The organism is Methylotuvimicrobium alcaliphilum 20Z, from assembly GCF_000968535.2.
In the GTDB taxonomy this organism is placed as follows: domain Bacteria; phylum Pseudomonadota; class Gammaproteobacteria; order Methylococcales; family Methylomonadaceae; genus Methylotuvimicrobium; species Methylotuvimicrobium alcaliphilum.
In genome coordinates, this window is record NC_016112.1 from 3,495,892 (window position 1) to 3,520,660 (window position 24,769).

Consider the following 24,769-nt stretch of genomic DNA (forward strand, 5'->3'; position numbering starts at 1 on the left):
TAGCTTTTAGCAACACACTCTCGCACCCGCATGACAGATTTCGACTATGCTCTCGATCTCCAAAACGTCTCTTTCAGTTGGCATAAACGCCATGCACCGGTATTGAAGATTGCCGAGTGGCGTGTCGAACCGGGCCGGCGTATTTTTTTGCACGGCGCATCGGGCTCCGGCAAATCAACCTTACTGAGCTTAATCAGCGGCATACTCGTTCCGACAAGCGGGCAAATCAAAGTGCTCGGCACCGACTTAACGAAAATCGGCGGCATGGCCCGCGACCTTTTCCGTGCCCGCCATATCGGCGTTATTTTTCAACAGTTTAACCTATTGCCCTATCTTTCTGTTGAGGCAAACATCAATCTAGCCGTCAAGTTCGGCAAGCGCCATGACGCTAATCATAATGATATCGGCGTCTTGACCCAACGCTTGGGCCTCGATCGATCGATTCTTACCCGCAAAGCCGGTCAATTGAGTGTCGGCCAACAGCAGCGCGTCGCTGTTGCCAGAGCCTTGATAAACCATCCAGAATTGATTATCGCTGACGAACCGACTTCTTCTTTGGACAGCGATACGCGCGATGAATTCATGCGCGTTTTACTCGAATCGGCCGCCCTGAATCGAACCACGGTTATTTTTGTCAGTCATGATAAATCGCTGGGGCACTATTTCGACCAAGAAATCAGCCTACATGATCTGATGCAAGCCGGAGAAACGAAAGCATGATCTTAAAACTGGCCATTGCCAGCCTTTGGAACCGAAAACTCACCGTAACACTGACCGTGTTATCGATCGCGGTCGGCGTTTTTCTATTGCTGGGCGTCGAACATATTCGCAGCGAAGCCAAGAGCAGCTTCAGTAAAACGGTCTCGGGCGTGGATCTGATCGTCGGCGCCCGCACCGGCCCTTTGAACTTGCTGCTTTACTCGGTATTTCATATCGGCAATGCTTCGAACAATATCTCTTGGCAAAGCTACCGGGAGTTCTCGCAAAAACCCGAAGTGGCCTGGAGTATTCCGATTTCGCTCGGCGACTCGCATAAAGGCTATCGCGTGGTAGGTACCAGCCGGGATTTTTTCGAGCATTTTCATTATGGGCAAAAGCAAAACCTGGCATTTAAATCGGGCCGCGCCTTCGATGGCGTCTACGAGGCGGTAGTCGGCGCACAAGTCGCCAAAACGCTAGACTACCAACCCGGCCAATCGATAACGCTGGCGCACGGCATCGCTAAAGTCGGGTTCAGCAAACACGACGACAAACCGTTTATTGTGACCGGCATTCTCGCCCCGACCGGGACGCCGGTCGACCAAGCGGTTTATGTTAGCTTGGCGGGCATCGAAGCGATACATATCGATTGGCAAGGCGGCGTGCGCATACCGGGCCGTTCGATTGGCGCCGAAGACGCGCTCAAACATGATTTAACACCGAAATCGATAACCGCCTTCATGGTCGGTTTAAACTCGAAAATCGCGCTGTTTTCGCTGCAACGGGAAATCAATAACTACCGAGACGAGGCCCTAGTCGGCATCATGCCGGGCATCACGCTGATGGAACTATGGCAAATGGTAGGCGCGCTCGAAAACATTCTGCAATTGATTTCGATACTGGTTTTGTTTGCAACGCTTATGGGGCTGTCGACGATGCTGTTGGCCTCGATGAAAGAACGCGAGCGTGAAATGGCAGTGCTGCGCGCAATCGGTGCACATGCCGGGTCGTTGTTTTTTCTGATCGAAATCGAAGCATTGGTTATCACAGTAACCGGAATTCTAGTCGGCAGCACGGCCCTTTGCATTGCCCTATTGACTACTCGCGCGGAACTCAGCGAACAATACGGCCTGTTCATCGGCATCAATCCGTTTACGCCGCTTACTTTCCAATATTTACTTGGAATTTTAGCGGTCTCGTTCTCACTGGCATTGCTACCGTCGATTTCAGCGTATCGCAATTCGCTGGGCAGCGGCTTGGTTGTTAGAACTTAGCTAAGCGGTGAGCGGTGAGCGGTGAGCGGTGAGCGGTGAGCGGTGAGCGGTGAGCGGTGAGCGGTGAGCGGTGAGCGGTGAGCGGTGAGCGGTGAGCGGTGAGCGGTGAGCGGTGAGCGGTGAGCGGTGAGCGGTGAGCGGTGAGCGGTGAGCGGTGAGCGGTGAGCGGTGAGCGGTGAGCGGTGAGCGGTGAGCGGTGAGCGGTGAGCGGTGAGCGGTGAGCGGTGAGCGGTGAAATGATGCGGCATTTAATCCATTTGTCAAGCCCTAATTTCCTCTTTCCTCTTTCCTCTTTCCTCTTTCCTCTTTCCTCTTTCCTCTTTCCTCTTTCCTCTTTCCTCTTTCCTCTTTCCTCTTTCCTCTTTCCTCTTTCCTCTTTCCTCTTTCCTCTTTCCTCTTTCCTCTTTCCTCTTTCCTCTTTCCTCTTTCCTCTTTCCTCTTTCCTCTTTCCTCTTTCCTCTTTCCTCTTTCCTCTTTCCTCTTTCCTCTTTCCTCTTTCCTCTTTCCTCTTTCCTCTTTCCTCTTTCCCCTTTCCTCTTTCCTCTTTCCCCTTTCCTCTTTCCTCTTTCCCCTAATTCAAGACTCCCCCAACCCCTCTCCATGTCTATCATGTTTATGATGTTTATGCCGTTTTTTTCCACGCTCCATTCGCTTTAACCAATACGCCGCTTCTTGCTTGACATCGGCCACATTCAGCACCGCTTCCAACGATTGACGAGCCAGCGTTTCATCTTGAGACTTGAGGGCCGCGATACCCAGCCACAAACGCGCATGCGCCTTGCGCTTCAGTCCGCCTCTCTGCAAGCTTTTTTGAAACTCCTGCTTGGCGATTGTCCAATCGCCGCGTTGCATCGCGATACGCCCGGATAACAGATAATCTTCACCATTTGGAGAGATCGCCGCCGCCTCGGTCAAAACTCGTCGTGCCCTATTGTGTTCTCGCGCCAATTGCCAGCAACCGAATAACAGCTTTAAGTTTTCATAATTGCGAGGAACCCGCTTATTCTCGATTTCCGTTTCCAGCAATCGAGCCGCCTTAGACGGATAACCTTGTTGTGCATGGAATTTCACTAAATTCAAAACGTCTTCTTGCCGGACTTCACCGATATAATACGCAAGCATCATCGTGGATATCGCCCGGTCATGGCGATTTTGTTGGGCGTAGAGACCGCTTAAATAACGCCACCATTCACGTTTATTGGGCGAATCGGCGATCAAGCGCTTAACAAGCGGTTCGGCTTTCGAATAGTCTTTGCTTTCGACATAAAGCGACAACAATAATTGAATCCACTCGGCCGGCGGCGACTTTTTTAGCGCCACGGCTCTTTCCAAATGACGGGTTGCCGAACGGGACATGTTCGCACGATAGGCGGCATAGGCCACCATATAATAAATATCCGCATCGGCTCTCGGCTCTCTTTGCAGCCACTGGTCCAAATGCGTCACGCTCTCCCGATAGGCTTCCAAATGAAAAGCCGCTTGACCGGCAATGTTACGAAGTCCATGCTCCGCATCGGCATCGAGCAGTTTACTGTTTAGGGCCGCGTTAGCGGCTTGCCTGGCACCGCGAAAATCGTTCGCTCCGGAATAGGCATAAGCTAGATATTGCTGAACGACCGCATGGTCGTAAGGCTTGCCGGCAACCTGGCTTTGGATTGTTCTCAACTGACGCAAGGCTTGCTCGGATTGCCCTTTACGCAAAGCCTCATCGGCCTCCTTAAGGACCTTGAAAGTTTCTTCGCTAACAGCCTTTTCCTGGGCCTGAACCGCCAGCGCACTAAACAGAGTCAACCCAACTAAAAAACCGGTCCTAAGCAATCGAAAGTAAGTTTGTTTATTCATTAATTTAACGTGAATGCAAAAAGTTGCCGAGCGCGTACCGACACAGAATTACCTTGCTCATCTCGACGCGGCTGAAAACGCCAGCGCCGAACCGCTTGTAATGCAGCCCGGTCGAAAGCACCGGAAGGCTTACTGTGAATTACGACCGGATCGGTCACGGCCCCTTCGGTCGTTACCGTAAATTCAATGAGAACTTCGCCCTCGACTCGGCGAAAACGTAATCGATCAGGATAGTTAGGTTGAACACGAGATATTGCCGTCAACTCATCGGCCATGATGAAAGACGGTGCAACCGGAGCGGAACCGCGCCCGGTTCCCGGGACAGTTCCGAGCTTGCCCGTCTTGCTTTGTCCGCCGCTGATCACGGCCGGCAGGGTCGGGCCCGAAACATTCATCCGAGGACTTGCAGGCACATCGACTCTCAATGCCGGCACCTGCAAGGGTAAAGCCCGCAAATCAGCAGCCGGAGAACTTTGCTGAGGCATTGGCTCGGAGAAGGTTTCCGGTTTTTGCGGCTCGGGTTTCGGCGGCGTTTTTCTTGGCGAACGCGAAAGCGCCTCCGGCTCCGGCCTTTGCCGAATAAAGTCGAAAAATGCCGAATCGGTGGTTCGAATCCATTGCTTGTCTTGTTCGGCGGTAACCAATTGGATCATGATCCAAAACAGCAGCAAGTTGATCGCCGATGCAGCCGTGAATGTCAGCGCCAGTCTCATAACTCTTCGCTTGCGGCCACCGCGACGCGGGCGATTCCGGCTAGCCTTGCCTGATCCAAGACTTGCATGACGATTCCGGTTTCCGAGCGCTTATCGGCCAATATTAACGCCGAGGCTTCGGGAGATTCGGCGTGCAAGCGTTCGACATGACCGCGCACCGCTCGCACGTCGACTTGTTGTTGTTCGATCCAGACTTCGCCGTCTTTGGTTACGGCGATCAAAATGCCCGCCTGATCCTGGCGTTCGGCGGTCTGCGCCGTCGGGCGGTCGACCTCGACGCCGGTTTCCTTGACAAACGACGAATTGACCACAAAAAAAATCAATAGAATGAACACCATATCGATCAACGGCGTCACATTGAGCCCGGCTCCGAAACTCGGCTGGCGAGTATGTTGACGTTGCATTAGCGTAATCTCATCATTCGGTTAATTGGGAAGTAAATTTCTCGCGCGCGCGTCTGGCGCGGGATTCGAGATTGGCGGCGAAGAACAAACCCGACAAGGCCGTAATCAAGCCCGCCATCGTCGTGATCAGCGCTTCCGATATGCCGGCGGCCATGCCGCGCGCATTGCCGGCGCCGAACGCATTGATCACTTCGAAAACCTTGATCATCCCCGACACGGTCCCAAGCAGCCCGAGTAACGGCAAGATTTGCGTCAATATGTCAACCGTCTTGAGTCCGCGCAACACTTGCGAAAAATATTGCGAAGCCAAGCCTTCCTTCAAGCGTTGCTGGCAAAAATGCCGCGAAGCCGAACGATTTCGCCAATAATCCAATAATTCGGCCTGCAAACGCGGCAATTGAAAATAAAAAAACCAGTACCGTTCCAATATCAACGTCCACATCAACACCGATACCACGAGAATCGCCCAAAGCAATCCGCCGCCTTGATCGAAAAAACTCAGCACCTTTTCCATAGTCTTTAAAGCCCGGCTGCCGGTTGCTCGTATTGTTCGAACAATCGGGTGCTTTGTTGATCGAGAATTTCGACGATACGATTGGCCTGGGCATGCAAAAAACTTTGCAACAACAATAACGGAATCGCGACCGCGAGACCGAGCTGCGTCGTCACCAAGGCATAAGAAATGCCGCCGGCCATCAATTTCGGATCGCCGGTACCGAATAACGAAATCGACTGAAACGTTTCGATCATACCGATCACGGTGCCGAGCAAGCCCATCAGCGGCGTCACCGCGGCGAATACCGTCAGAGCCGTCAAACCGAAAAACAAGCGACTGCTTTCCTGGCCGACCGCTTCATCGAGACGCGCAGCTAGAATTTCGCTGCTTCTGGCCTGCACCGAAACGATGCTGTTTCTGAGTCTACCCAACGGATTATTGTCGAGATTCTCGTCCTTGAGCAATTGGCCTTTGATGCGCAGCCACGCCATCGACAAAACCGCACCGCGCCACAACACGATCAACAAGCCGGCGGCGCCGATCGCCAGTATCAAATAACCGATCGCGCCGCTCTGATTGATGCGCTCGATCAAATCGGGCGATTCCACCAACAAGGCTAAAATCGCGCCTTTCGACGGATCGACCGCCATCATGCGCCACCCTTCCTGGGCTTGTTCCAATTCGAAAGCCATGCGCTGATGTCGCGGCGCGGGCTGCCGGGCGAGCTCGACTAATTTATGCCCGTCCGGTAAGAAACGCAGAAACTTGCCTTCCGATACGGCATTGAACGCGCCGATACGCGTCACCGCTTGCTGTTTTTCCTCGCCGTCCAAAGTAATAACAGGACCGGTAAAACGACTGACCTTGCCGGTTTCATGCATTTCATCGATCAAAACTAGCCAAAGGCTTTGCAAGGTTTCCATCGACACCGCCGATTCGCGTTGAATGATCTTATTCAGAAACTCGCCTCGATCCCGATATTGCGCCGAAATCATCGAACGGTCCAGTAACGAGCCGATTTCGGCGGCGTTTTGCTGCACCATCGCAAATAATTCGTTCAACTCGCCGGCTTGAGAAGCGATCTGCCCGTCCATCTCGGCCAACTTGTTTTCGTTCTCTTGAAACGAGCTACGCAGTTTCTCTGCTTTTTGATCGGCGGCGGCCAATTCGTTACGCAGTTTATTCAGCTTGGCTTGCTGCTGATCGCGCTCCTGAATGAAACGACGTTCGCGTTCTTGATCGAAACGAATGTCCTTGGCAGCCTCCCGGCGGACTTTAGAAACCAACTCATCCAAGGTCGAGACGGCATAAACCGGACTTAGAAATCCAAAAAGCGACAGAACCAAAATCCATTTAACCTGCTTCATGGCTTAACCTCCGGCGCCACGACAGGCAGCATCAGCAAATCGGGCGGAGTTTGCTTTTTCGCGACACGAATCGCCTTCTCGAGCGAATCCCGTTGCGCGGCATCGAGCGCAAGCCACTTTTGTTCGGACGGCATCCAGAAACCGCCCTCGTCGCCCTTGAGCGTCAGATAATACAAGCCGACCCGGCCCAGCCGTAAAAACTCGACCGAGCGAGGCTCGCCTTCGCCGTTCAAGGCGCCTTGATAGGACTCCAAGGTATGTCCGTATTCGGCCTCGACACGGTAGGCTTCCATGATACGCCGATATTTTTCGGTAACTGAGACATCGGAGCGGTGCATCATTTGCTTTAATTGCTGCAGGCGTTGCAAGCGTTCTTCAGGCAAAAAAGGTGAATCCAGGCTAACGAATTCGTCCAGCACGTCGATCATGCGCTGCAGAAACGGCACGATCTGCTGCTGCATTTCGACGATATCGCGCATTTGGGTTTCTTTTCTGTGCATTTCGGCTTTTTGATCGTCAACCAATCGCTCCATCTGTGCGACGTATGCCGATAAATCCTCCAGCCGGACGGCTCCGTTGCGATATTCGTCAAACATGGCTTGAGTCTGATCGTCCAGTTTGTCGATGCGTTTTTGAACTTGAGCGCCTTGTTGCTGCGCGGAAAGTTGTTCCTGCAAGGCTTGATCGACGGCTCGTTGCGCGGCGACCGATGTAGAAAACAGTAAGCAGGCAAGCAGCATTGCCGCGTGACGAAGTTTAATTATTCGAAATGTACTCACAATAGGAATAACCTTGAAATTTATTTTACGGAACACGAATCTCGTCGATGATTTTTAGGCTCTTCCGTATTTCCCGTGGTAGAAGGCATAAAAGTGTTTTAACATGACTATGGAAATGAAAAATAACTTTATTATCAGATTCTTAAATCCACCCTGTCTTTACGAATGATTATCATTATATATTACCATGGAGAATCCTATAGAGCCGATTTTTAAATTGAATAAGAAGCGGCTCATCTACCCCTAAACCTGAGAAAACAGAAGATATACCTTTAGCACTTCAAATTTCGGCAGTGCCTAAGGAGGCGCCGGGGTGCTCGGCAAAGGCTTTGCCAGCATGGGGCTGGCATAGAGCCTACAGGGATGTATTCACCCAGCACCTAAATTCCATAGCCTATTGACCATGGTTAATCATCTTGGATAATTTAGGTACTGGGGGTTCACGGCGTCCTTTGACGGGCACCCCGGTGCCGAATTTTGACCTACGCTGATAAATGCCATTTCGCCCAACTATTGGCTTTGCCCGTCGTCTTGAAACATTTGTTTGACTTCATGCCAAACCGACGCCATATTCTGACGAAGCGACTCATAGATTGCCGGCACCCTTCCCCGGTCGGCTCCTGCAGCCGCCTGGTCCACGACGATAAACGTTCCGGGTATCATGCCCATCCAACAACTCCACGGGACCACCCCGCTTTCCGGCGGCGTAAACTCAATCGTTTGCTCGCCTTGCTGCAGCTTGATTTCCAATTCGTATTGGGGCACGACGATCGCGTTGTTGCATGGCGTCAATTCCTTACTGTCGATCACCCATTTGACCGGAATACCTTTGCGCAAGGTAAATTGATTCGGCGAATAACCGCTTCTTAACACATCCATGTGAATAATCTGTTCGGAGGGGAGTTCTTGAGTCTCGGCAACGACCGGTGAAAAATGCAGCGACGCCCGCGCCAGCATCGTATTGAAATCCATGCCGGTACCGGTGACCGCCAAGCCTCGATTCAACATGATCGCACCCAAGACCATCACGATCGCACCGGATGCCTTCAATAATTTCGGCGTTAGATTCACCGACAATAGACTGGTCAGAAAGCCGAATCCCATCAACAACGGCAGTGTGCCGAGGCCGAAAAAAAACAACAATACCGCGCCTTCGGTCCAACTGCCGGTGCCGGCCGCCATGACATACATCGCTTGCAAGGGACCGCAGATGATCATCAAGCCGTTCAACAAACCAATGATGAACGGGTTACTGTGTTTACGGTATTCTTTACCGATGAAGCGCATCACAAAACCGGGAGTTTTGATACGGAAGTGACTCAACGACGGAAACCAATCCAGCATATGCAAACCGAACAGTATCAAAAAAACCCCGGCAGCGACGCCAACCGCCCCCTGCGTGTAAGGCGTAAAGGCAACAACCGCTCCGAATGCGCCGAACAAAGCGCCGATCGAGGTATACGACAACGTTTTACCTATCCCATATAGAATATGGGCCCCGTGCGCCTTGTACCCGTTCGCGGTGCTTTTAGCCGTGTAACCGATGATCAACGGACCGCACATGCCGACACAATGAAAGCTGGTGAGAAAACCGACGATAAACAACAAGCCGTAACTCATATCTCTACCAAGCTTCGGCATGTCGGCGTGATTCATGAACCAGCTATCCAACCATAAAATGAGGCCGATGCCCGACAAAGCAATGATTATGTAAATAATTTTTTTTGTTGCGGTGATGACCGAGTGTTTTGCGGAAGTTTCGTTTGTTGTACTCATGAGCCGTTGTTGACTTGAATAAAATAAATACGTACTAACCTAGAAAAAGCATTTTGTCCACGAAACACACGAAAATCACGAAAATATTCAATTAGTTATACTCTCCAAGTTACTCACCCAATGGGTAGCTCAAGGGATTTATGTAACCGTATGATTACGTTCGTGATTTTCGTGGACTAACTGCCGAATTTAGGATTAACCGTGAGGATTGAATCTCCGCTTCGCTGCTACTCATCCTACAGCTTTACTGGACGCTGGAGCGTCCAGGGCTGCATTCCCACGCTGGAGCGTGGGAACGATAATCTTAGCCAATGAGACCTCGATAACATTTATTGTCACTTAACTCTCTCGGTTTTCCCTCACCTAGCGCAGGCAGTTTTCCCAGGCATTATTAAAGCAATTCCCATGCCTGCTTTATTACATTACTCGAGAACACAAGAGCGCCGCAATTACCGTGCATGCGCCGATAGTCATTATATCTTTCGCATTTCAAGTCTCGGGCATTAGCGTATGGAAGTAACGGGGGGGGGTTGGGAAAGGCTATGTTCGCGTTATACCCGTCGTAGATCAAAATTCGGTGCCTAGGTGTCCGCCAAAGGACGCCGTGAACCCAGCACCTAAATTCCATAGGTCTTTGGCAATGATTCAAAATCATGGCTTATTTAGGTGCTGGGTGAATACGTCTCTGTAGGCTCTATGCCAGCTCCATGCTGGCAAAGCCTTTGTCGGACACCCAGGCGCCTCCTCTGACACTGCCGAAATTTGAAGTGCGAAAGGTTTAGCAGTTAAAATGGTTCCCTTTCCTACTAAATAAACCATTTAGGAAATAGTCAATGATTGCTTTCTAATACACTGAGCGTGCAAGAGGGTACGATTACTCGCCTGACAGGACGCCGTAAACCCAGCACCTAAATTCCATAGCCTATTGGCCATGATTGATTACATAGATAATTTAGGTGCGGGGTAAATATGTCCAGGCTTGACGACGGCTTTCCCCCTGCCGCCGACACCTGTCAATCGAGCAACCGTACCCTCCTTTCAACAATTCGCTCAATATTGAAAAAACAAGTCATTTAGAGCAATATCCTTTGGTTTCTGCTGACTTTGAGTTCAAATGGGTATCAACTATTAACGCGAACATAGCCTATCAAAACATGGACTAAGTCACTCATGGCTCGACAATGCCGCTAAAATTTTTGCCAACGATAAGAAAAAATCTAACGTCTATGTAAGGGCATAACCTCTCTCTGCGAAGGACCGACATATAATTGCCTCGGCCGTCCAATAACATTTCCGGTATCTCCGGTCATTTCCAGCCAATGCGCAACCCATCCGGCAGTGCGTGCTATCGCGAACATCACAGTAAACATATCGACTGGAATACCTAGCGCTTTGTAGATGATGCCGGAATAAAAATCGACATTGGGATAGAGTTTTTTCTCGATGAAATAATCATCTTGCAAGGCATATTCTTCCAATGCCATCGCCAAATCGAAAAGCGGGTCGGGCTGGCAAGATTGTCTCAACACCTCATGGCAAGTTTGACGAATGATCGTCGCGCGCGGATCGAAATTTTTATAAACACGGTGACCGAAGCCCATCAAGCGGAACGGATCATCCTTATCCTTTGCTTTGGCGATGTATTCCGGTATCCGCTCCACCGTACCGATTTCCTTAAGCATGCTCAACACCGCCTCATTCGCGCCACCATGCGCGGGCCCCCACAATGCGGCAATACCGGCCGCTATACAGGCATAAGGATTGGCGCCTGTACTTCCGGCCAGACGGACCGTCGACGTGCTCGCATTTTGTTCGTGATCGGCATGCAAAATAAACAATAGGTTCAATGCCTTGACCGCAGTTTCATCAATCGAACGCGCTTGTTCTAAAAAACGTTTTTCTGGGCGCGAGAACATCATATTCAAAAAATTCTCACAATAATCCAAATCGACACGGGGATAAACGAACGGCGCGCCGATTGAATGCCTGTAACAAGCAGCAGCAATGGCAGGAATCTTTGCAATCATTCGGGTCGCGCAAATGTAGCGATTATCCGGATCAGAAATATCCAAATCGCTATGATAGAACGCCGATAACGAACCGACGACACCAACCATCATCGCCATAGGATGGGCATCGTAATGAAATCCGTCGAAAAAAACGCGCAGAGACTCGTGTAATACGGCTCTGTCATCAATTTCGAATTTAAAATGATTGAGTTCTTGTTCGTTAGGCAAATCACCATGAATCAATAAATAAGCCACTTCCAAAAAGCTGCAGTTTTCAGCCAATTCCTCAATGGGATAACCGCGATACAACAAAATGCCTTGCTCTCCATCGATGTAAGTAATTGCACTTTTACAACTTGCAGTCGATACAAAACCGGGGTCGAACGTAAAATAACCCAGATCGTTTTTCAATGTTCTAACATCGACGGTAGGGTTTCCGAGGGTACCTTTCAGCAATGGATATTCGACTTCGTTTCCGGTCGAATTGTCTGTAATTGTTAAGGTATCTTTTGACATGATGATCGCCTGTTAATTTTCCTTGTCGGTTTTAACAAAGAATCTGTGAGTATAAAGGCTCGATATAAATGTCGAGCCAAGGAGAACCAATGCACTGACATCGCAGAGCGATTCAGGACGCCGGAGCGTCCCTACCCGTGCTCCCACGCAGGGCGTGAAAACCATTTGGAGGAAGTAATTTTAGACCAAATCCTAATCAAAACTTAATCGCTCAATTCAACCGCTTCAGCTTTTTCCCGGTAGCTGTCAAGCCGATCGAAATTCAAGTACCGATAGGTATCATCCGCAGTTTCGTCGATCGTTTGCGCGTATTGCATGTACTCATCCATGGTCGGAATCTTGCCGAGAATCGAACATACTGCCGCTAATTCGGCCGATGCCAGAAACACATTCGCGCCGTTACCCAAGCGGTTCGGGAAGTTCCGAGTCGATGTCGATACGACGGTTGCGTTATCGGCGACTCGCGCCTGATTACCCATGCACAGCGAACAGCCCGGCATTTCCATACGCGCACCGGAACGGCCGAAGATACCGTAATAACCTTCCTCGGTCAGCTGCGACTGATCCATTTTAGTCGGCGGCGACATCCAGAGCTTGGTCGGTAATTGCTCCTTATGCTTATCGAGTAATTTACCGGCCGCACGGAAATGGCCGATATTGGTCATGCAAGAACCGACAAACACCTCGTCGATTTTAGTGCCGGCGACTTCCGACAACGGCTTGACATCGTCCGGATCGTTCGGACATGCGAGCAGCGGTTCCTTGATTTCGGTCATATCGATTTCGATCGTTTCGAAATATTCGGCATCGGCATCGGGCTCGAGCAACACGGGATTTGCCAGCCACTCTTCCATCGCCTTGATGCGGCGACCGATCGTGCGCGCATCGCCGTAGCCTTCCGACAACATCCATTTGAGCAGCGTGATATTCGAATTCAGATATTCGCGGATCGGTGCTTCGCTCAGGCGAATCGTGCAGCCGCCGGCCGAACGCTCGGCAGATGCATCCGACAATTCGAATGCCTGTTCCACCTTCAACTCAGGCAAACCTTCGATTTCGAGAATCCGGCCCGAAAAGACGTTTTGCTTGCCTTTCTTTTCGACCGTCAACAAACCTTTTTGAATCGCCGCATACGGAATCGCATTGACCAAGTCGCGCAGCGTGATGCCGGGCTGCATTTTTCCGGTAAAACGCACCAGCACCGACTCGGGCATATCGAGCGGCATCACGCCGGTCGCTGCCGCGAACGCAACCAAACCAGAGCCGGCCGGGAACGAAATGCCGATCGGGAAACGCGTATGCGAATCGCCGCCGGTTCCCACTGTATCGGGCAGCAGCATGCGATTCAACCAGGAATGAATGATGCCGTCGCCGGGCCGCAATGACACGCCGCCGCGATTCATGATGAAATCGGGCAAGGTATGCTGCATTTCGACGTCGACCGGTTTCGGATAGGCCGCGGTATGGCAAAACGATTGCAGAACCAGATCGGCCGAAAAACCGAGACAAGCTAAATCTTTCAATTCGTCTCGCGTCATCGGCCCAGTAGTATCCTGCGAACCCACCGTCGTCATATGCGGTTCGCAGTAATTTTCCGGCCTGATACCCTTAACGCCGCAAGCTTTGCCGACGATTTTTTGAGCGAGCGTAAAGCCTTTGCCCGAATCGGCAGGATCGACCGGGCGTTTGAATACAGTCGATGGCGGCAAATCCAAAGCCTTACGCGCGCGATCAGTCAAGCCGCGACCAATAATCAAAGGAATCCGCCCGCCCGCCCGAACTTCGTCGAGTATCACTTCGGTTTTCAATGAAAACTCAGCAATGACCTTTTCGCTATCATGCCGTTTAACCACGCCTTGATAAGGATAGATGTCGATCACATCGCCCATGTTCATGTTGCTGACATCGCACTCGAAGGGTAGTGCTCCGGAATCTTCCATCGTGTTGAAGAAGATCGGAGCGATTTTGCCGCCTATACAGACGCCGCCTTCACGCTTGTTCGGCACGTAAGGAATGTCGCGGCCGGTAAACCATAATACCGAGTTCGTCGCCGATTTACGCGACGATCCGGTACCCACGACATCGCCGACATAAGCGACCGGAAAACCTTTTTGCTTCAATTCCTCGATCTGCTGCTCGGCATGGGTGATGCCTTCGCGCGGCATTTTCAGCATCGCCTTGGCATGCAGAGGAATATCGGGACGCGACCAGGCGTCGGGCGCTGGCGACAAGTCATCGGTATTGGTTTCTCCGACGACCTTGAACACGGTCACAGTCAGTTTTTCGGGGACTTCGGGTTTGCTAGTGAACCATTCGGCTTCGGCCCAAGAATTCAATACCTGTTTCGCGAAGGCATTACCGGCATCGGCTTTTTCCTTGACATCGTGGAAGGCATCGAAAACCAATAGGGTATGCGAAAGCCCTTTTGCGGCAATCGGCGCCAGTTCGGTGTTATCGAGCAATTCGATCAACGGTGCGACATTGTAGCCGCCGAGCATCGTGCCCAGTAGTTCAACAGCTTTTTCCCTAGTTAATATCGGTGACGTCGCCTCACCTTTCGCAATAGCCGTCAACAATCCGGCCTTGACATAGGCCGCTTCGTCAACGCCGGCTGGAATTCGGTTGATCAATAAATCCAGCAAAAAACCCTCTTCGCCGACTGGTGGGTTTTTAATCAATTCAACAAGGTTAGATACTTGCTCGGCATTCAACGGTTTGGGAACGACGCCTTCGGCAGCCCGTTCCTCGACATGTTTACGGTATTCTTGCAACATAGTGAAACCTTAAAATCAGTTAATTTGGTAAACGGCAGGGCTATTCGTATAAGTGATCGAATAACCTTTACTAGTCAAATTTCGGCGCCGGGGTGCCCGTCAAAGGACGCCGTGAATACGTCCATGTAGGCTCTATAACAGTATCCATGCTGTCAAAGCCCTTGCCGAACACCCCGGCACCTCCATACGCTAATGCCGAAACTTGAAGTGCGATAGGTATAAATGAGGATTGGGTTGGATGATTTTTTGCAACCCAACGCCGACCATAATCTTGACTCAAAAGCCCTCGGCATCATCTATCAACGATCCTTGTTTCAGCAGCAATTCCCAGTTTGAGCAGTTTCGCCGATTTTAGGGTGTGGGGTATGCCTGTCGAGGAACGCCGAAAACCCATCCATGGGGGCTTGGCGGCAGCTAAGCGCCAAGGATGGCGTGAATGCAGATTTTGCAGGAGCAAAAATCTGTCCCGCTGCCGACATCCTCGCCAAGCATACCCCACACCCTTTTCGATCTCCAAATTGGGAATTTCTGTTGTTTCAGGATTAGTCCGACTTGCGATTAAGGTTTATGCCATCGCGTCGATGATCGCCTGCCCCATGACATCGGTGCCGACACCGGCATTGGAATTCAGATCAGGTGTGACATATTTGCCTTCGGCAATGACTTTCTCCAAAGCCGTTTTAACTTTGTTAGCCGCCTCATGTTCATGCAAGTGATCCAACATCATGACTCCTGCCATGATCACGGCCGTCGGATTTGCGATATTCTTATCGGCAATATCCGGCGCGCTACCGTGAACTGCTTCGAACAAGGCTGCATCGGCACCGATGTTAGCCCCCGGAATCAAACCGAGACCGCCGACTAAGCCGGCGGTCAAATCGGACAAGATATCGCCGAACATATTGGTCGTGACTACCACATCGAATTGCTGGGGATTCATGACCATGTGCATGCAAGTTGCATCAATGATCTTGCTATCGAATTCGATATCGGGATAACGCGCGGCGACTTCCTTTGCCGTTTCCAAGAACAGGCCTTGCGTATATTTCAAAATATTGGCTTTATGACAGACCGTAACTTTCTTGCGGTTATTGTCCCGCGCGTATTTGAATGCATAGTCGACGATACGCTCGGAACCATGGCGGGTTACGACGGCCAGACTTTCGGCTATGTCTCTTTTGCTGGTGAGATAATGCTCGAGTCCGGCATACAATCCTTCGGTATTTTCCCTAACGATCACGATATCGATATCGCTGTAACGGGTCTGTACGCCGGCCCAACTTTTCGCCGGACGCACATTCGCATAAAGATCGTATTTCTTACGTAATTCGACATTGATGCTTCTAAAGCCTTCGCTGACCGCTGTTGTCAAAGGTCCCTTAAAAGCCACTCGGTTTCTATCGATCGACTCAAGTGTCGCATCGGGAATCGGTGTGCCGAATTTATTAAACGCGGCCATGCCGGCATCGGCTTCTTCCCAATGAATTTTGGCGCCGGAAGCATCGATGATTTTAACCGCTTGGTCCATAATGGAAGGACCGATACCATCACCTTTAATCAAAGTGACATTATGCATTTGTTATCTCCATTTAAAAAAATCACAGTAATGAGAAGATTTTGAGGTATAACTATACATCAAGCCGGGTACTTACTAAAAACGGATATTCCGAAATCCGGCATTAACTCTACGAAAGACCATAAAATCGACAACCGGACTAAACCTGCCTTCAACAGAAAGCCGATGAATTTAGCAATAAAGAAATCCGATCATTTTAGTTATGCCGATTATGTCAATTGGCAAACGGAACAACGCTACGAGCTAATCGACGGCGAGGCGTTTATGATGGCTCCCGCGCCAGACTTGGCCCATCAGGATATTGCCGGAGAAATTTACCGTCAAATTGCAAATAGCTTAGAAGGTAAAAATTGCCGGCCCTTCATCGCACCGGTCGATGTGCGTTTGCCGAAACATGACGAAGCCGACGAGCGTATCGACACTGTCGTGCAACCGGACGTGTTCGTCGTGTGCGATACCGCCAAATTGGATCGCCGCGGCGTACTCGGGCCGCCGGACTGGATCATCGAAGTCTTGTCGCCGTCCACTGCCGGCCACGACCAAATCCGGAAATTAAGCCTCTACGAACGCTCTGGCGTCAAAGAATATTGGCTAGTTCACCCGATCGACCGGATATTGACCGTTTACCGCTTATGCGACGGTAAATACGGAAAACCGGAAATATTCGAATTGCAAGGCGCTACATCATCGAGGAGCTTGCCGGAAGTCGTCATAGAGTGGGACGAATTGGCGGCACGCTTACCGACCGAATATTGACCCAGACGTCAAAACACGTCTTTTCTCGATCTCAATTCCGTAAATACCGCCAGAGGCGGTAGTGTTTCCATTGCGATAGCCGTCTTCAAAGCTTCGACATCCGCTCTAAAAAAAGGATTGGTTGCCACTTCATCATCGATCGAAAAAGGAACGGTCGGTTGGTCCGACTCTCTCATACGTCGAACGTCGGCCATTCTTTGTTGCAACGCGGCATTATCGGGTTCGACCGTCAATGCAAAACGGCCGTTATTCAACGTATATTCATGCGCACAATAAACGCGTGTCGTAGAAGGCAATGCTCTTATCTTTTGCAAGGAATGCCACATTTGTTCGGCGGTGCCTTCGAACAAACGCCCGCAGCCCATCGCAAACAAGGTATCGCCGCAAAACAAAATGCCGTCCTCGGTCGAATAATAAACGATATGACCTAAAGTATGTCCCGGCGTTTCGATTATTTGGAAAACGGTGCTTCCTAAATGAAAATGACCGCCATCGGACAATTCGATATCGATTCCCGGAATACGATGTTTATCCGCTTTCGCACCGACAATCCGGCACCCGGTCTGCTTCTTGAGCTCGAGGTTCCCACCGACATGATCGCCATGATGATGTGTGTTTAAAATAAAATCGAGCCGCCAACCCTGTTCGGCAAGGGTATCCAGCACTGGTCCTGCAACAGCAGGATCGACCACCGCCGTTAATCCGGACTCAACGTCTTTTGCCAGGTAGATATAATTGTCGTTCAAGACCGGGATTTGAATAACCGTCAACATGGTATAAACCTCTAAATTGATTAGGATTTCGCGCGAAGTATAACTTCCTGGAGCTATGAGCTTTGTCGTGGGTTCGGTTGCCCGACATCAAATATAGGGAAGTTATTGGCAACCAAACTCTAAGAGAAACCTTGTTCGGCTATAAAACGCGGGATGCGCCGCTCAAGCCAATACTTAGGTTTTAGAGGGTTACGACCTTCCACAAAGCCCACATGCCCTCCTCCGGGCGTGACTTCCAAGATCACGTTCGGCGATAATTCGTCAGGAGTAGGCAACACAGCCGGCGTCATGAAAGGATCGTCGAATGCTTGAATCAATAAGGTCGGCACCCGAATAGCTTTAAGATACTGCTTCGAACTCGAGCGCCGGTAATAATCATGAACATCCTCGAATCCATGCAGCCTGGCCACAACCCGATCGTCATATTGCCAAAACGATTTTACCGAGGATAAATCGCCCAAGCGTTGAATTTTGTCGGCCTCTTCATGATGCCCGATGCCGATTAAATAGTTTAGTTTCGTATCGAGATATTCCTTCAACTCCACTAATAAGCGGTCGCGGTAAATTTTAGAAAATCCGCTATCTAATTTTGTCGCGCAAATATTCAAGACCAAAGGCACCGATACGGCAACCGCTGCCGAGAGCGTCACGTTACTACACTGTTCGCCCAACCATTTTAGCAAGACATTACCGCCCAACGAGAATCCGACTGCCGCCAAAGGGGTCTCCGGCTCACGTTGGCGAAGGATTCGATAGAGGAAATCGATATCCTCGGTATCGCCGGAATGATAACAACGAGCTAATTGATTCGGCTCGCCGCTACATCCGCGAAAATTGAGCGCTGCACTTCGCCAACCTTGTTGCCAAAAAACGGACTGCAACCCCTTTATATAACCCGATTGAGAACTTCCGGTCAGTCCGTGTAATAGTATGACCAAAGGGCTGCGGCCTTCTCCGCAAAAATCGATGTCGATGAAATCGTTATCCGGCGTCGTAAGCCTCTCGCGTCTGATGTTTAGAGTTATTGCCGGCTTTCTGAGCAAAGCCGGATATACGGTTTGCAAATGGGCGGTCTTTAGCCACCACGGAGGTTGGTAGGTCATGAAAACAAGAGTATAAAGCAATCAAATACCGAACTTGGTTGCTGTAATGTTATCATCCATTTTCGTAAAATTCTCCCGAAGCACGAAAACCTAATTTTGACTTAACTCCAATCCATGACTATGTTTTCTCATCGTAACGATCATGAAGGTCTGGCCATCGCCCCGGCAAATGAAAGTGCGAGGCGTGGCGGAGGGTGCGGTCACTCGCCCGACAGGACGCCGTGAATACGTCCATGTAGGCTCGACGACGGCTATCTGATTGCCAGGGATGGCATGAATGCAGATTTTGCATGGAGCAAAAATCTGCCCTGCCGCCGACGCCTGCCGATCGAGCAACCGCACCCTCTTCGAAACCGGAATTGTGTTGCATATCGAAAAATTAGATGAAGAGTCTCAATCTACGAACTTTCACAATAAACGGAAAACTCAACAAAAAAAGGTTATACCATGATTAAAAAAACACTAATTTATCTTGCGACATTCGCATTAATGCCGATATCGAGCCATGCTCAATTCGGTAATATGACCGAAGCGCAAATGCAGCAAATGATGCAACAGGGCCTTAAGATGCAGAAATGTTTCGGTCAGATTGATTCTTCAGCGATGGAACGGCTTTCCGAACGCGGCCAATCGATCGATGCCGAAATAACGGCACTGTGCCGCGCCGGCAATCGCGACCAAGCGCAAAGCAAAGCAATGGCCTTTGCTCTTGAGATGGCAAACGACCCGGCAATTCAAGCGATGAAAAAATGCGGAGAAGGCATGGCAGATATGTTGCCTAAAATAGTCACCGAATCCGAAGATTATGGCAACTCGGAAACTTCAAGCCGTCACGTTTGCGACAATCGATAAGGGCCATGCATGAAATTAAGTTAGGGGCGAGCATGAAATAACTTAGACAACTGTCGGAAGGGGGGGTTGGTGGCTCGATTGACAGTTGTCGGCGGCAGAGAAAGCCGCCGGTAGTTTTTATCAGTATAGTTAAAATCAAAAAAACGTCGTTCTTGTCAATCTATTTTTACCGGTTTGATTAATATGAGGTATAATTGCGAACTTAACTCCCCTCCGCGCCACGCGTCTTAAATTTACCCACAGGCTTTGCATGTCCAACGATGTTTCCTCTTTTCCAACTTTTCGTGAATTAACTCTAATCGAACCGGTACTTAAAGCATTGGATGATGTCGGTTACGAATCCCCCTCCCCGATTCAAGCTCAAACCATTCCGTACTTAATGCAAGGCAAGGATGTTCTAGGCCAGGCGCAAACAGGCACCGGTAAGACCGCAGCTTTTGCTCTTCCGATCTTATCCCGCCTCGACCTGAAAAAAACCGAACCGCAAGTTTTGGTTCTAGCTCCCACCCGCGAATTAGCCATACAAGTGGCCGAGGCCTTCCAGCGCTATGCCGCGCATTTAAAAGGTTTTCATGTATTGCCGATCTACGGCGGGCAAGACTACACGACTCAACTTCGCCAGCTCAAACGCGGCCCGCATGTTATCGTCGGCACACCGGGACGGGTCATGGATCATATGCGTAAAGGCACACTAAGGCTGGGTGAATTAAGCTGCTTGGTGCTCGACGAAGCCGACGAAATGCTACGCATGGGCTTTATAGACGATGTCGAATGGATTTTGGAACAAACCCCTAAACAACGCCAAATCGCGCTGTTTTCGGCAACGATGCCGGCACCCATACGCAAAATCGCGCAAACGTATTTACATGACCCCGAGGAAATCACGGTTAAGGTCCGCACGTCGACCGCCGAAACGATACGTCAACGCTACTGGCTAGTCAGCGGAGTCCATAAACTCGACGCACTGACCCGCATTTTGGAATCGGAAACCTTCGACGGCATCATTATTTTTGTCCGCACTAAAACCGCGACGGTCGAACTGGCCGAAAAACTCGAAGCGCGAGGCTATTCGGCCGCGGCAATCAATGGCGATATGTCGCAAGTACTGCGCGAAAGAACAATCGCGCATTTGAAAAACGGTAAACTGGATATTCTAATCGCAACCGACGTGGCAGCGCGCGGCCTTGATGTCGAACGGGTCAGCCATGTCATCAACTACGATATCCCTTACGATACCGAGGCCTATATTCACCGTATCGGCAGAACCGGACGCGCAGGGCGCACCGGCGACGCGATATTATTTGTCGCGCCGCGCGAAAGAAGGTTGCTCAGCAATATCGAGAAAGCTACCCGACAAAAAGTCGAAGAAATGGGCCTGCCTTCGACTGAGATTATTAACAACAAAAGAATTGCCCGTTTCAAACAACGCATTACCGATACACTGGCCGCGGAAGAATTGAGTTTTTTTATTCAATTGATGGAACAATACCAAAACGAACATAATGTATCGGCGATCGAAATTGCTGCGGCCTTGGCAAAGCAAGTCCAGGGCGAAACGCCGTTGTTGATGAAAAACCCACCCAAAAAAGAAACCGAACGCCGCGAACGAAAAGACTCGATAGACCGAGAATACGGGAAGGAACGCAAGAGCAAACGTAAAACAAACCCCGACATAGAAATGGAAACCTACCGTATCGAAGTCGGCAAAGCACATGGTGTAAAGCCCGGCAATATCGTCGGCGCTATCGCTAATGAGACAGGACTCGACGGTGATCATATCGCACGCATCAAAATCGAGGAAAACTACAGCACCGTTGAGCTTCCTGCCGGCATACCCAAGGATATTTTCCAAGAATTGAAAAAAGTAAGGGTTGCCGGCCAGCAATTGAATATTTCCAGAATGGGCGAAACCTTGAAAAAAACTTTCAAGGCTAAAAAACGTGACGGTTCGGATAGCAAACGAAAAAGAGTCAAGGCCGGCAGTTAACTCATTTGTCGGATAATCACTATCCGCATTACCCTAAAAAATCATTTGGTGCGCTTGGAATCCGTTCGTACTGAACCCTGCGACTAGGCTCAGGGCGAATGGAATTTAGAATACCAACTGATTTTTTGGGCTTATCCGATATCAGCCAGCAATATTCCCAGTTTGAGTAGTTTCGACGATCTTAGGGCGCGGGGTAGACTATTCGAGGAACGCCGTAAAAAGGCCCGGTCAATTCTTCCAAAGACAAACTCCGCCCGCTTTTTCAATGGCCGCCAAGCGCCGCTGATGTTCGGCAACCTCTTCGGCATCGCATTGGATCACTTTTAGCCTGGGGCGATCGGAAGGCAGGCGAACAATTACCGACTCGCCCCCCCCCTCCTCATCCGACGGAATTTCTTCATCCAACAATGAAGCCTGTCCGCCGGTCATCAGTAGGTAGACATCCGCCAGAATTTCCGCATCCAAAAGCGCGCCATGCAAATCTCGATGGCTGTTATCTATGCCGTAGCGCTTGCATAAGGCATCCAAACTATTGCGCTGTCCGGGATGTTTTTTTCTGGCAAACGTCAAGGTATCGAATACCGAGCTGTAACTCTCGACAACTCCGGCCCCATTATTCAATAAGCCGAATTCATGATTTAAAAACCCGACATCGAATGGAGCGTTGTGAATGACCAATTCGGCATCGCGAATAAAATTAATGAAGTCGTCGACTATCGAGGAAAAAACCGGTTTATCGGCCAAAAACTCATTAGTGATTCCATGGACCTCGACCGCACCGGCATCGATTTCCCGCTCCGGATTGATGTAGACATGAAAATGGCGACCGCTTAGGCGACGATTCAATAATTCAACACAGCCTATCTCGATAACACGATGCCCTTCTTGCGGATTAAGCCCTGTCGTTTCGGTGTCCAGCACGATTTGCCTTATGGTCGGCTTACTCATCACACATGCCCCCCGATGTGAAAACATTGCCGAATGAAGTCTGCGATATCTCCGACCTCATCAAGACAAACAGAATGCGCCATCGGATATTCTTTCCAGACCACAGAATAGCCGATCGATGTCAATGCCTCAAAAGCCGCTCTACCCGATTCACGGGCCACGACATTATCGAACAAACCGTGCGCCATCAATATCGGAAGCGAGCGATTCGCCTTGGAAAGCGCCGGAACGATTTCAGGCCATGTCGGCAAATAGCAAGAAAGCGCTAGGATACCCGCCAATCGATGCGGACATTTCAAACCGGCATCGAGCGCAATCACGCCGCCTTGCGAAAACCCGGCCAGCAAGATATTTTCGGAAGACACGCCTCCTGCAATTTCCCTGTCTATCAATTCCAAGATCGATGCCGATGACTCGGCAATACCGGCCTTGTCTACTTGCCGTTCCAATGACATATCCATAATGTCATACCAAGCCCGCATCGCCATTCCGCCATTGATCGTAACCGGGCGCACAGGCGCATTAGGAAAGCAATAGCGAATACCCAAACCGTCGGGCAACCCTAATTCCGGTACAATGCTCTCAAAGTCATGCCCATCGGCCCCCAAGCCATGCATCCAAATAACCGTATACCGATGCGGCGCTCTAGGAGCAATGTCAACCCAATCAATCTCATCCATCATACTTTCAAATCCCCTTCACCATTACCCATTCACCATTCACCATTCACCATTCACCTTTCACCATTCACCATTCACCTTTCACCTTTCACCTTTCACCTTTCACCTTTCACCTTTCACCTTTCACCTTTCACCTTTCACCTTTCATCTTGGCTCTATGTGATTCGTAGTGGGTAATGCAATAATATAGCCATGAACAGTGAAACTTTATTCAGCATGGCTTTAGGCCTGCAACCTCCTTGGCAGGTCAAAGCTGTGACCTTTTCTACAGATGAATTGGCCCGTAGCGAACTTCATCTGCATATCGATTTCGTGACTGGCTCGCGCTTCTTAGACGACGCGAATAACCTCTGTCCAGTGCATGATACCGTAGAGCGGCAATGGCAACATTTGAGCTTTTTTGAACACACCTGTTACCTCCATTGTGCGGTGCCGCGCATTACCACGACCGATGGCAAAGTCCGTACTGTTGACGTTCCTTGGGCACGGCCAGGCAGTGGTTTTACCCTGTTATTCGAAGCCTTAGCGCTAGCCTTGATTGAGCGGGAAATGCCGGTCAACCGAGTCGCCGAGATACTGAAGGTCAATCCACAGCGCATCTGGACTATCTTTAATCACTGGATTAGCAAGGCAAAAGCAGCCGATGATCCGAGCACGATAACCAAGCTGGGCGTCGATGAAACCTCGACCAAAAAAGGCCATCATTACGTTACGCTGGGCGTTGATTTGGATGAAGCCCGCGTAATTCATGTCACCGAAGGTAAGGGTAAGGCAACGCTGCAAAGTATTCAGCAACACCTTGAAGATAAAGGTGTTGATAAAGAACAGGTGGAGCAAATCAGCATGGATTTGTCACCGTCATTTATTGCCGGTGCTGCCGAATCATTCCCGTCTGCACAAATTACCTTTGACCGATTCCATGTTGTGAAATTATTGAACGAGGCCATGAATCAGGTGCGCATTGCCGAACGCAAAGAGCATGATGCTCTGAAAGGCCACAAATACACTTTTCTAAAGAACCGGGAAAACCTATCCGACAAAAAAGAAAAAGAGCTGGATGAACTGATACAACTGTACCCCACGCTGGGCGAAGCTTACCGCTTAAAAGTGCTATTCAATGATCTCTGGGAAATGCCCGACAAACCGACAGCGGAGGCTTTTTTGAGGCAATGGTGCGATGCGGTGGACGCAGCCAAAATTCCAGCGTTTATCAAGTTCGCCAACACAGTTCGAGGACATTGGTCGGGAATTGTGCATTTCGTGGAATCACTCATTAGTAACGGCATTCTTGAAGGCATCAATAGTAAGATTCAGCTGGCTAAACGGCGAGCCAGAGGCTATCGCAACATCAACAATTTCATTAATATGATTTACTTCCTATGTGGAAAGTTGAAATTTGATTACCCACTGTATTTCACATAGAGCCTTCATCTTTCATCTTTCAT

21 protein-coding genes are annotated in these 24,769 nt (G+C 50.1%); 6 read left to right on the forward strand and 15 right to left on the reverse strand.

Translation table 11 applies throughout. The features are described 5' to 3' along the window. Window positions 1-30: 30 nt before the first annotated feature. Together MEALZ_RS14715 and MEALZ_RS14720 are read left to right on the forward strand one after the other, a co-directional pair. The gene (locus MEALZ_RS14715; protein ID WP_014149444.1) at window positions 31-720 is read left to right on the forward strand and encodes an ABC transporter ATP-binding protein; all 690 of its coding nucleotides are present in this window, start codon (window positions 31-33) and stop codon (window positions 718-720) included. Then, complete coding sequence (locus MEALZ_RS14720; protein ID WP_014149445.1) at window positions 717-1,973, forward strand: ABC transporter permease; 1,257 nt, start codon at window positions 717-719, stop codon at window positions 1,971-1,973. The genes MEALZ_RS14715 and MEALZ_RS14720 overlap by 4 nt, the downstream gene beginning before the upstream one ends. A 260-nt stretch (window positions 1,974-2,233) precedes the next feature. Here the strand turns inward: MEALZ_RS14720 and MEALZ_RS14725 are convergent, their stop codons facing one another. From MEALZ_RS14725 to MEALZ_RS14775, 11 genes are all read right to left on the reverse strand, one after another. Further along, window positions 2,234-2,584, reverse strand: coding sequence for a hypothetical protein (locus tag MEALZ_RS14725; RefSeq protein WP_162531689.1), 351 nt, complete (start codon window positions 2,582-2,584; stop codon window positions 2,234-2,236). Then, on the reverse strand, window positions 2,550-3,815 hold the full coding sequence (locus MEALZ_RS14730; RefSeq protein ID WP_014149446.1) for a tetratricopeptide repeat protein: 1,266 nt from the start codon (window positions 3,813-3,815) through the stop codon (window positions 2,550-2,552). Before MEALZ_RS14730 ends, MEALZ_RS14725 begins: the two co-directional genes overlap by 35 nt. After that, window positions 3,815-4,528 carry an energy transducer TonB gene (locus tag MEALZ_RS14735; RefSeq protein WP_014149447.1) on the reverse strand — a complete coding sequence of 238 codons (714 nt, stop codon included), beginning with the start codon at window positions 4,526-4,528 and terminating at the stop codon, window positions 3,815-3,817. Before MEALZ_RS14735 ends, MEALZ_RS14730 begins: the two co-directional genes overlap by 1 nt. Beyond that, the gene (locus tag MEALZ_RS14740; protein ID WP_014149448.1) at window positions 4,525-4,932 is read right to left on the reverse strand and encodes an ExbD/TolR family protein; all 408 of its coding nucleotides are present in this window, start codon (window positions 4,930-4,932) and stop codon (window positions 4,525-4,527) included. The genes MEALZ_RS14735 and MEALZ_RS14740 overlap by 4 nt, the downstream gene beginning before the upstream one ends. A 13-nt stretch (window positions 4,933-4,945) precedes the next feature. Continuing rightward, window positions 4,946-5,446: a MotA/TolQ/ExbB proton channel family protein gene (locus MEALZ_RS14745; RefSeq protein WP_014149449.1), complete on the reverse strand. Its 501-nt coding sequence runs from the start codon at window positions 5,444-5,446 to the stop codon at window positions 4,946-4,948. Between the two features lie 5 nt (window positions 5,447-5,451). Continuing rightward, window positions 5,452-6,795 carry a MotA/TolQ/ExbB proton channel family protein gene (locus MEALZ_RS14750; protein ID WP_014149450.1) on the reverse strand — a complete coding sequence of 448 codons (1,344 nt, stop codon included), beginning with the start codon at window positions 6,793-6,795 and terminating at the stop codon, window positions 5,452-5,454. Next, complete coding sequence (locus MEALZ_RS14755; protein ID WP_223842313.1) at window positions 6,792-7,574, reverse strand: DUF3450 domain-containing protein; 783 nt, start codon at window positions 7,572-7,574, stop codon at window positions 6,792-6,794. The genes MEALZ_RS14750 and MEALZ_RS14755 overlap by 4 nt, the downstream gene beginning before the upstream one ends. Window positions 7,575-8,084: 510 nt before the next feature. After that, complete coding sequence (locus MEALZ_RS14760; protein WP_014149452.1) at window positions 8,085-9,350, reverse strand: sulfite exporter TauE/SafE family protein; 1,266 nt, start codon at window positions 9,348-9,350, stop codon at window positions 8,085-8,087. 1,217 nt (window positions 9,351-10,567) lie between these two features. After that, complete coding sequence (locus tag MEALZ_RS14765) at window positions 10,568-11,875, reverse strand: citrate synthase (RefSeq protein WP_014149453.1); 1,308 nt, start codon at window positions 11,873-11,875, stop codon at window positions 10,568-10,570. A 203-nt stretch (window positions 11,876-12,078) separates the two neighbouring features. Then, the gene (gene acnB / locus MEALZ_RS14770; protein WP_014149454.1) at window positions 12,079-14,649 is read right to left on the reverse strand and encodes a bifunctional aconitate hydratase 2/2-methylisocitrate dehydratase; all 2,571 of its coding nucleotides are present in this window, start codon (window positions 14,647-14,649) and stop codon (window positions 12,079-12,081) included. A gap of 565 nt (window positions 14,650-15,214) precedes the next feature. Next, window positions 15,215-16,225 (reverse strand): isocitrate/isopropylmalate dehydrogenase family protein, encoded by a 1,011-nt coding sequence (locus MEALZ_RS14775; RefSeq protein ID WP_014149455.1) that lies wholly within the window; start codon window positions 16,223-16,225, stop codon window positions 15,215-15,217. A gap of 165 nt (window positions 16,226-16,390) precedes the next feature. Between MEALZ_RS14775 and MEALZ_RS14780 the strand changes: the two genes are divergently transcribed. Further along, entirely contained in the window at window positions 16,391-16,981 is a 591-nt protein-coding gene (locus tag MEALZ_RS14780) for a Uma2 family endonuclease (RefSeq protein ID WP_014149456.1), read from the forward strand. An 8-nt stretch (window positions 16,982-16,989) separates the two neighbouring features. Here MEALZ_RS14780 and gloB read toward each other — a convergent pair whose 3' ends face one another. Together gloB and MEALZ_RS14790 are read right to left on the reverse strand one after the other, a co-directional pair. Next, window positions 16,990-17,754, reverse strand: a complete 765-nt coding sequence (gloB, locus tag MEALZ_RS14785; RefSeq protein WP_014149457.1) for a hydroxyacylglutathione hydrolase — start codon at window positions 17,752-17,754, stop codon at window positions 16,990-16,992. Between the two features lie 119 nt (window positions 17,755-17,873). Beyond that, window positions 17,874-18,857: a hydrolase gene (locus MEALZ_RS14790; protein ID WP_014149458.1), complete on the reverse strand. Its 984-nt coding sequence runs from the start codon at window positions 18,855-18,857 to the stop codon at window positions 17,874-17,876. A gap of 447 nt (window positions 18,858-19,304) precedes the next feature. Between MEALZ_RS14790 and MEALZ_RS14795 the strand changes: the two genes are divergently transcribed. Together MEALZ_RS14795 and MEALZ_RS14800 are read left to right on the forward strand one after the other, a co-directional pair. Then, window positions 19,305-19,709, forward strand: a complete 405-nt coding sequence (locus MEALZ_RS14795) for a hypothetical protein (RefSeq protein WP_014149459.1) — start codon at window positions 19,305-19,307, stop codon at window positions 19,707-19,709. Window positions 19,710-19,959: 250 nt separating this feature from the next. After that, window positions 19,960-21,696, forward strand: a complete 1,737-nt coding sequence (locus MEALZ_RS14800; RefSeq protein WP_014149460.1) for a DEAD/DEAH box helicase — start codon at window positions 19,960-19,962, stop codon at window positions 21,694-21,696. A 228-nt stretch (window positions 21,697-21,924) separates the two neighbouring features. Here the strand turns inward: MEALZ_RS14800 and dnaQ are convergent, their stop codons facing one another. After that, window positions 21,925-22,644, reverse strand: coding sequence for a DNA polymerase III subunit epsilon (gene dnaQ, locus MEALZ_RS14805; protein ID WP_014149461.1), 720 nt, complete (start codon window positions 22,642-22,644; stop codon window positions 21,925-21,927). Continuing rightward, window positions 22,644-23,327 (reverse strand): alpha/beta hydrolase, encoded by a 684-nt coding sequence (locus tag MEALZ_RS14810; RefSeq protein WP_014149462.1) that lies wholly within the window; start codon window positions 23,325-23,327, stop codon window positions 22,644-22,646. The genes dnaQ and MEALZ_RS14810 overlap by 1 nt, the downstream gene beginning before the upstream one ends. Window positions 23,328-23,516: 189 nt before the next feature. On the opposite strand from MEALZ_RS14810, the gene MEALZ_RS14815 reads away from it, so the two are divergent. Further along, window positions 23,517-24,746: an ISL3 family transposase gene (locus tag MEALZ_RS14815; protein WP_014147191.1), complete on the forward strand. Its 1,230-nt coding sequence runs from the start codon at window positions 23,517-23,519 to the stop codon at window positions 24,744-24,746. Window positions 24,747-24,769: the final 23 nt, after the last annotated feature.

Coding starts and splice junctions, on each gene's coding strand:
- MEALZ_RS14715 (WP_014149444.1), top strand. CDS start 31: ATGACAGATTTCGACTATGCTCTCGATCTCCAAAACGTCTCTTTCAGT.
- MEALZ_RS14720 (WP_014149445.1), top strand. CDS start 717: ATGATCTTAAAACTGGCCATTGCCAGCCTTTGGAACCGAAAACTCACC.
- MEALZ_RS14725 (WP_162531689.1), bottom strand. CDS start 2,584: ATGATAGACATGGAGAGGGGTTGGGGGAGTCTTGAATTAGGGGAAAGA.
- MEALZ_RS14730 (WP_014149446.1), bottom strand. CDS start 3,815: ATGAATAAACAAACTTACTTTCGATTGCTTAGGACCGGTTTTTTAGTT.
- MEALZ_RS14735 (WP_014149447.1), bottom strand. CDS start 4,528: ATGAGACTGGCGCTGACATTCACGGCTGCATCGGCGATCAACTTGCTG.
- MEALZ_RS14740 (WP_014149448.1), bottom strand. CDS start 4,932: ATGCAACGTCAACATACTCGCCAGCCGAGTTTCGGAGCCGGGCTCAAT.
- MEALZ_RS14745 (WP_014149449.1), bottom strand. CDS start 5,446: ATGGAAAAGGTGCTGAGTTTTTTCGATCAAGGCGGCGGATTGCTTTGG.
- MEALZ_RS14750 (WP_014149450.1), bottom strand. CDS start 6,795: ATGAAGCAGGTTAAATGGATTTTGGTTCTGTCGCTTTTTGGATTTCTA.
- MEALZ_RS14760 (WP_014149452.1), bottom strand. CDS start 9,350: ATGAGTACAACAAACGAAACTTCCGCAAAACACTCGGTCATCACCGCA.
- MEALZ_RS14765 (WP_014149453.1), bottom strand. CDS start 11,875: ATGTCAAAAGATACCTTAACAATTACAGACAATTCGACCGGAAACGAA.
- acnB (WP_014149454.1), bottom strand. CDS start 14,649: ATGTTGCAAGAATACCGTAAACATGTCGAGGAACGGGCTGCCGAAGGC.
- MEALZ_RS14775 (WP_014149455.1), bottom strand. CDS start 16,225: ATGCATAATGTCACTTTGATTAAAGGTGATGGTATCGGTCCTTCCATT.
- MEALZ_RS14780 (WP_014149456.1), top strand. CDS start 16,391: ATGAATTTAGCAATAAAGAAATCCGATCATTTTAGTTATGCCGATTAT.
- gloB (WP_014149457.1), bottom strand. CDS start 17,754: ATGTTGACGGTTATTCAAATCCCGGTCTTGAACGACAATTATATCTAC.
- MEALZ_RS14790 (WP_014149458.1), bottom strand. CDS start 18,857: ATGACCTACCAACCTCCGTGGTGGCTAAAGACCGCCCATTTGCAAACC.
- MEALZ_RS14795 (WP_014149459.1), top strand. CDS start 19,305: ATGATTAAAAAAACACTAATTTATCTTGCGACATTCGCATTAATGCCG.
- MEALZ_RS14800 (WP_014149460.1), top strand. CDS start 19,960: ATGTCCAACGATGTTTCCTCTTTTCCAACTTTTCGTGAATTAACTCTA.
- dnaQ (WP_014149461.1), bottom strand. CDS start 22,644: ATGAGTAAGCCGACCATAAGGCAAATCGTGCTGGACACCGAAACGACA.
- MEALZ_RS14810 (WP_014149462.1), bottom strand. CDS start 23,327: ATGATGGATGAGATTGATTGGGTTGACATTGCTCCTAGAGCGCCGCAT.
- MEALZ_RS14815 (WP_014147191.1), top strand. CDS start 23,517: ATGAACAGTGAAACTTTATTCAGCATGGCTTTAGGCCTGCAACCTCCT.